The 1,990-nt window shown below is 68.3% G+C and carries 2 protein-coding genes; both read left to right on the top strand.

The window, feature by feature from the left end; all coding sequences use genetic code 11:
• On the top strand, positions 1-1,237 hold a 1,237-nt coding region (locus HP547_RS18430; RefSeq protein WP_172287033.1), incomplete at its 5' end, for a glutamine synthetase family protein.
• A 24-nt stretch (positions 1,238-1,261) separates the two neighbouring features.
• Positions 1,262-1,990 (top strand): FAD-binding oxidoreductase (locus tag HP547_RS18435; protein ID WP_172287034.1); only part of this gene is annotated, 729 nt, incomplete at its 3' end.

Below are 1,990 nucleotides of genomic sequence, written 5' to 3' on the forward strand. Positions count from 1 at the left end.
GCTGGCCGTGTACCAGACCGGCCGGCCACTGCCCAGCACCATCCTCGGCCTGACCCTGAACGGCGACGACGTGGAAAACTCCGGCCTGGTGTGGGACGTGGGCGACATCGACTGCCGTGCCTACCCGCTTGAAGGCAGCCTGGTGCGTTTGCCCTGGCGCCGGGTGCCGACCGCTGCGGTGCAGGTGAGCATGCACCCGAGCGAGGGCCTGCCCGCCAGCATCGCCGATCCGCGCCATGTCCTGGTACGCACCATCGATGCGCTGAAAGCCGACGGCTACCACCCGGTGATGGCCTGTGAGCTGGAGTTCTTCCTGCTCGACCAGCAGCGCGACGCCCAGGGCCGCCCGCAGCCGGCACTGGACAACGATGGCGGCCGCCCCCGATCCACCCAAGTGTATGGCCTGCGCGAACTGGAGCAGATCGAGCCGTTCCTCGCCGACCTGTACGCCGCTTGCAAAGCCCAGGGCATCCCGGCGCGAACGGCAATTTCGGAGTACGCCCCGGGCCAGGTGGAGATCACCCTCGAGCACGGCGATGCGCTGCAGGCGATGGACCAGGCCGTGCGCTACAAGCGCCTGGTCAAAGGTGTAGCCCATGCCCATGGCATGCAGGCCTGCTTCATGGCCAAGCCGTTCGCGCAACTGGCCGGCACCGGCATGCACATGCACCTGAGCCTGGCCGACAGCGCCGGCAACAACCTGTTCGCCAGCGAAGACAAGGCCGGCACCCCGCTGCTGCGCCATGCCGTGGCCGGCATGCTGCGCCACCTGCGCGACTCGCTGCTGCTGTTCTGCCCCAACGCCAACTCGTTCCGCCGCTTCCAGGCCAACAGCTACGCACCACTGGCGCCAACCTGGGGCGTCGACAACCGTACCGTGAGCCTGCGCGTGCCGGGCGGCCCGGCCAACAGCCGGCATGTCGAGCATCGCATCTGCGGCGCCGACGCCAACCCGTACCTGGCTGCCGCAGCGATCCTCGCCGCCAGCCACTGGGGCATCCGCCAGCAGCTTGACCCAGGCGCACCGGTGGAAGGCAATGGTTATGCCCAGGCCACCGAGCACCTGCCCACCGACTGGCTGACCGCCCTCGACGCGCTGCAGCAGTCCAGCTGGGCCCGCGAAGCCCTGGGCGAGGACTTTCTGGGCGTCTACCTGAAGGTCAAGCGCGCCGAGTACCGTCAGTTCATGGCCGAGGTCAGCGAACAGGACTGGCGCTGGTACCTGCACCAGGCCTGAGCCCCAATACAACAAGGAACACCCATGAACGCAGCATTGAACAAAGGGCCGGCGCAGCGCGCGCCGTCCTACTACAGCGCCACCCTCAACGACCACACCGAGTACCCGCAACTCAAGGGCACGGTACAGGTGGATGTGGCCATCATCGGTGGCGGCTTCACCGGCGTGGCCACGGCAGTGGAACTGGCCGAACGGGGCCTGAAGGTGGCCATTGTCGAGACCAACCGCATTGGCTGGGGCGCCAGCGGGCGCAATGGCGGCCAGGTCACCGGCAGCCTGTCGGGGGACGAGGCCATGCGCGCGCAGATGCGCAACCGGCTGGGCGCCGAAGTCGACGATTTCATCTGGCACCTGCGCTGGCGCGGGCATGAGGTCATCGAGCAGCGCGTAGCGCGCTATGGCATCGACTGCGACCTCAAGCGCGGCCACCTGCATGCGGCGATGAAGCCTTCGCACATGAACGAGCTGCGTGCCTTCGAGGCCGAGGCCCGGCGCCGGGGCATGGGCGAGCAGGTGCAGCTGCTGGACCGCGATGGCATGGCCGCGCACCTGCAAAGCCCGCTGTACCTGGGTGCGCTGAAGAACCTGCGCAACCTGCACCTGCACCCGCTCAACCTGTGCCTGGGCGAAGCCCGCGCGGCGCACAGCCTGGGTGCATTGATCTTCGAGAACTCCGAGGTGCTGGACATCGTCCACGGCCCCCGCCCGGCAGTGGTCACAGCCCATGGCCGGGTCGAGGCACGCCAGGTGATG

Origin of the sequence: Pseudomonas sp. CM27, from assembly GCF_013179515.1 — a bacterium.
Lineage (GTDB): Bacteria > Pseudomonadota > Gammaproteobacteria > Pseudomonadales > Pseudomonadaceae > Aquipseudomonas.